General features: G+C 72.5%; 5 protein-coding genes. 4 read left to right on the top strand and 1 reads right to left on the bottom strand.

The window, feature by feature from the left end:
• From G5C65_RS30935 to sucD, 3 genes are all read left to right on the top strand, one after another.
• Positions 1-1,019 (top strand): vWA domain-containing protein (locus tag G5C65_RS30935; protein ID WP_165302364.1); only part of this gene is annotated, 1,019 nt, incomplete at its 5' end.
• 255 nt (positions 1,020-1,274) lie between these two features.
• Positions 1,275-2,447 (top strand): ADP-forming succinate--CoA ligase subunit beta, encoded by a 1,173-nt coding sequence (sucC, locus tag G5C65_RS30940; RefSeq protein ID WP_165302365.1) that lies wholly within the window; start codon positions 1,275-1,277, stop codon positions 2,445-2,447.
• A gap of 52 nt (positions 2,448-2,499) precedes the next feature.
• Complete coding sequence (gene sucD, locus G5C65_RS30945) at positions 2,500-3,384, top strand: succinate--CoA ligase subunit alpha (RefSeq protein WP_165302366.1); 885 nt, start codon at positions 2,500-2,502, stop codon at positions 3,382-3,384.
• 129 nt (positions 3,385-3,513) lie between these two features.
• On the opposite strand, the gene G5C65_RS38700 is transcribed toward sucD, so the two are convergent.
• Entirely contained in the window at positions 3,514-4,506 is a 993-nt protein-coding gene (locus G5C65_RS38700; protein WP_206442461.1) for a sigma factor-like helix-turn-helix DNA-binding protein, read from the bottom strand.
• A gap of 85 nt (positions 4,507-4,591) precedes the next feature.
• Here G5C65_RS38700 and G5C65_RS30955 point away from each other — a divergent pair.
• Positions 4,592-5,003 (top strand): cell division protein PerM (locus tag G5C65_RS30955; RefSeq protein ID WP_241266190.1); only part of this gene is annotated, 412 nt, incomplete at its 3' end.

Here is a 5,003-nt window from a genome sequence, read left to right on the forward strand (position 1 = left end):
GCCGGGGGAGCAACGGCGCCGGCCAGCCCGCGAAGCGGGGTGCCGGTCTGGGCGGGTCGGCGCCGCAGGCCGCCCGCTGGCTCGGCGACATCCGCACCTACTTCCCCAGCTCCGTCGTCCAGGTGATGCAGCGGGACGCCATCGACCGGCTGGGGCTGAGCGCGCTGCTGCTGGAGCCGGAGATGCTGGAGGCCGTCGAGCCGGATGTGCACCTGGTCGGCACGCTGCTGTCGCTCAGCAGGGCGATGCCGGAGAGCAGCAGGGAGACGGCGCGCGCCGTGGTCCGCAAGGTCGTCGCCGAGCTGGAGAAGCGCCTCGCCACGCGCACCCGGTCGACGCTCACCGGGGCGCTCGACCGCTCCGCGAAGGTGCACCGCCCCCGGCACCGCGACATCGACTGGAACCGCACGATTCGGGCCAACCTCAAGAACTATCTGCCGGAGCACCGCACCGTCGTCCCCGAGCGCCTGATCGGGTACGGCCGGGCCGCGCAGTCCGTCAAGAAGGAGGTCGTGCTCTGTATCGACCAGTCGGGTTCGATGGCGGCCTCCGTGGTGTACGCGTCGGTGTTCGGCGCGGTGCTCGCCTCGATGCGGGCGCTGGACACCCGGCTGGTCGTCTTCGACACCAGCGTCGTCGATCTGACCGACGAGCTGGACGACCCGGTTGACGTGCTGTTCGGCACCCAGCTCGGCGGCGGTACGGACATCAACCGCGCGCTGGCGTACTGCCAGTCCCGGATCACCCGCCCGGCCGAGACGGTCGTGGTGCTGATCAGCGATCTGTACGAAGGGGGGATACGGGAGGAGATGCTGAAGCGGGTCGCGGCGATGAAGGCGGCCGGGGTGCAGTTCGTGACGCTGCTGGCGCTGTCCGACGAGGGGGCGCCCTCGTACGACCGGGAGCACGCCGCGTCGCTCGCCGCGCTCGGCGCCCCGGCCTTCGCCTGTACGCCCGACCGGTTTCCCGAGGTCATGGCGGCGGCGCTGGAGAAGCGGCCGTTGCCGCTCGGCGACTGAGCGGGCCCGGGGCGCGGTCGGCCCCGGCGCGGCCCCGCGGCCCCGTCCCCCTTTCGGGCCACGCCGGGGCGCCCTCCGCGGCCCGGTTGTGACCCGTCTCACCGCCCAGGTGTGACCCGTGATTTATGCCTGGCACACACACCGGCGCTAACCTGCAAGGCGGACATGCCGCGCGCCCCGTGGACGCCGCGGCCTCGCGGCACGCCCACGCTGACCAACGACCGCGAGACCACTGATCTAAGGGGACGGACGCGCGTGGACCTGTTCGAGTACCAGGCGAGGGACCTCTTCGCCAAGCATGACGTACCGGTGCTGGCCGGTGAAGTCATCGAGACGCCGGAGGCGGCGCGCGGGGTGGCCGAGCGGCTCGGCGGCCGGGCGGTCGTCAAGGCCCAGGTCAAGACCGGAGGCCGGGGCAAGGCGGGCGGCGTGAAGCTGGCCGGCGATCCGGCGGAAGCGGTGGAGAAGGCCGGCCAGATTCTGGGCATGGACATCAAGGGCCACACGGTCCACAAGGTGATGCTCGCGGCGACGGCCGACATCGCGGAGGAGTACTACGTCTCCTTCCTCCTCGACCGCACCAACCGCACCTTCCTGGCCATGGCCTCCGTCGAGGGCGGTGTCGAGATCGAGGAGGTCGCGGCCACCAAGCCGGAGGCGCTGGCCAAGATCCCGGTGGACGCCATCGAGGGCGTCACCGAGGCCAAGGCCCGTGAGATCGCCGAGGCCGCGAAGTTCCCGGCCGAGCTGATCGACCAGGTCGCCCACGTCCTGGTGAAGCTGTGGGATGTGTTCGTCCGGGAGGACGCCCTCCTGGTCGAGGTCAACCCGCTCGTCAAGACCGCCGAGGGCAAGGTCATCGCGCTGGACGGCAAGGTGTCGCTGGACGCCAACGCCGCCTTCCGCCAGCCGGAGCACGAGGCCCTGGAGGACAAGGCCGCGGCCAACCCGCTGGAGGCCGCCGCCAAGGCCAAGGGCCTCAACTACGTCAAGCTCGACGGCCAGGTCGGCATCATCGGCAACGGCGCGGGCCTGGTCATGTCCACCCTGGACGTGGTGGCGTACGCGGGCGAGAAGCACAGCGACGTCAAGCCGGCCAACTTCCTCGACATCGGCGGCGGCGCCTCCGCCGAGGTCATGGCGAACGGCCTGGAGATCATCCTCGGGGACCCGGACGTCAAGTCGGTCTTCGTGAATGTCTTCGGCGGCATCACCGCCTGTGACGCGGTGGCCAACGGCATTGTGCAGGCGCTGGAGCTGCTCAAGTCCAAGGGCGAGGACGTCAGCAAGCCGCTGGTCGTCCGCCTCGACGGGAACAACGCCGAGCTGGGCCGCAAGATCCTGAACGACGCCGACCATCCGCTCGTCCAGCAGGTGGACACGATGGACGGCGCGGCGGACAAGGCCGCCGAGCTGGCAGCCAACTGATCCCGGACGAGACGGACCGACCGGACCGACGGAGCAAGGACACCGACACACCATGGCTATCTTCCTCACCAAGGAGAGCAAGGTCATCGTCCAGGGGATGACCGGCTCGGAGGGCCAGAAGCACACCAAGCGGATGCTGGCATCCGGCACCAACATCGTCGGCGGCGTGAACCCGCGCAAGGCCGGCACCACCGTGGACTTCGAGGGCACCGAGGTGCCGGTCTTCGGCGGCGTCAAGGAGGCGATGGAGCAGACGGGCGCGGACGTCACCGTCATCTTCGTCCCGGAGAAGTTCACCAAGGACGCGGTCATCGAGGCGGTCGACGCCGAGATCCCGCTGGCCGTCGTGATCACCGAGGGCATCGCCGTCCACGACACCGCCTACTTCTGGGACTACGCCACCCAGAAGGGCGGCAGGACGCGGATCGTCGGCCCGAACTGCCCGGGTCTGATCACCCCCGGCCAGTCCAACGCGGGCATCATCCCGGCCGACATCACCAAGCCGGGCCGCATCGGCCTGGTCTCCAAGTCCGGCACGCTCACCTACCAGATGATGTACGAGCTGCGCGACATCGGCTTCTCCACCTGCGTCGGCATCGGCGGTGACCCGGTCATCGGCACCACCCACATCGACGCGCTGAAGGCGTTCCAGGAGGACGCCGACACCGATCTGATCGTGATGATCGGCGAGATCGGCGGTGACGCGGAGGAGCGGGCCGCGGACTTCATCAAGGAGAACGTGACCAAGCCGGTCGTCGGCTATGTCGCGGGCTTCACCGCGCCCGAGGGCAAGACGATGGGCCATGCGGGCGCCATCGTCTCCGGCTCCTCCGGCACGGCCCAGGCCAAGAAGGAGGCGCTGGAGGCGGCGGGCGTGAAGGTCGGCAAGACCCCGTCCGAGACGGCGGTTCTCGCCCGCCGGCCGCTGGGCGGCTGACCCCGCGCCGCGAGGGCTGCCTCCCCGGGACCCGCGCGGACGGTCCCTGACGGGCGCCCCGCGCCCGTGCGGACGGGCCCGCACTCCCTCGCGGAGTGCGGGCCCGTCCGCGTGCGCGCCAGGCGGGTCCTACTTCTCCTGCCCCTCCCGCTTCTCCTGTTTCTCCTGTTTCTCGACGTTCTTCAGATGCATCCGCGCGTTGGTGGAGCGAAGCTGCGGCAGCCAGGCGCGGTCGCCCGGCTGGATGCGCCGCCCGTGCCGGTCGGCGCGCGTCCGCGGCTCGGCGGGGCCGGGCAGCGGCCGGGCCACGCGCGGGCCGTGCCCCCGGGGCGGGGTACTCACCAGGGCGCGGCCGGACGGGGCGGTGCCGGACGGGGAACCGCTGTACGAGGGGCTGCCGGAGCGCGCCGACATCGTGATCTCCGGCTCCGTCCAGTCCCGCTCGGGCCCCCGGGACGGCTCCGCCGACACCAGGGTGAACGCCGTCGCCGCCGTCACCGCTGCCGTCAGCCCGAGCGCCGCCAGTGTGGTGCGCCGGGTGGCGTGCTCACTGCCCCGCCGGGCGAGCCGCGGCGGCGCGACGCGGACGGGCAGGGCCGCGGCCACCTCCCGCAGCCGCCGCGCCAGCAGCGGACCGCGCTGCTCCGGGGGTACCGCACGCAGCTCGGCGCAGTGCGCCGCGACGCGGTCCCGGGCGTGCACCAGCCGCCCGCCCGCCGCCGCGGTGCTGGCCTCGGTCTCGGCGGCGGCGTCGGCCAGGCTCAGCCCGAGCCCGTCACAGAGCAGCAGCGTCGCGCGGTACGAGCGCGGCAGGCTCAGCAGCGCCTCCCGCAGCTCCTGGTCGGCGGGCGGCCCGGTGGGCGCCTCCGGCCGGTTCCGGGCGGGGTGCAACTGGTGCCAGGGGGAGAGCGCGTAGTCGTACACCGCCGCGCGCAGCCAGCCCGGCGGGTCGCTGTCGACGGCCACCTGGGGCCAGCGCTGCCACGCGCGGTGGAAGGCGTGTGCGACGGCCCGCTCGGCGATCTCCCGGTGCCCGCTCAGCAGCAGCGCCTGCTGGGCGAGGGGGCGCGCGTGCCCGAGGTAGAGCTGGTCGAAGGCGTCGGTGGCGGCCTTCTTCTGCATACCGTCCACCCTGGGCGACACAGCGAAAAATCGCCCGCTACCGGGGCAAAACGGGTGTTATTGGCAGCATGGCGGCGTGAGCCAAATGACGCATCGCGGCCCGTCGTTGCCACAGCGCCCGCCGTCTCCGCGCCGCAGGGAGCGGCAGCCGCTGCCGGTGGCGGGCGGCTGGCTGCTGGGCGGCGCCGTCGCCGCGGGCCTGGGCCTGGGTGCGCTCGCGGTCCTCGTCCTGCTGCTCTGGATCGTCTCCCCGTACCCCGACAGCGGCGCCGACGGCGCCCTGCATATCGCCGCTGACCTGTGGCTTCTCGCACATGGGGCGCACCTCACCCGGCTCGACACCCTCGGCGGCGCCCCGGCCCCGCTCGGTGTGACCCCGCTGCTGCTGACGGTCCTCCCGGTCTGGCTGCTGCGCCGCGCGACATACGACGGCCTCACGGAGCCGGAGCCGGAGCCGGAGCCGGAGCAGGAACCGGGGCCGGAGCCGGGGTCGGGAG

Origin of the sequence: Streptomyces boncukensis, assembly GCF_011045075.1 — a bacterium.
In the GTDB taxonomy this organism is placed as follows: Bacteria; Actinomycetota; Actinomycetes; order Streptomycetales; family Streptomycetaceae; genus Streptomyces; species Streptomyces boncukensis.

Bases quoted from the DNA above. Each gene is read 5' to 3' on its own strand.
- sucD (WP_165302366.1), top strand. From the start codon at position 2,500: ATGGCTATCTTCCTCACCAAGGAGAGCAAGGTCATCGTCCAGGGGATG.
- G5C65_RS38700 (WP_206442461.1), bottom strand. From the start codon at position 4,506: ATGCAGAAGAAGGCCGCCACCGACGCCTTCGACCAGCTCTACCTCGGG.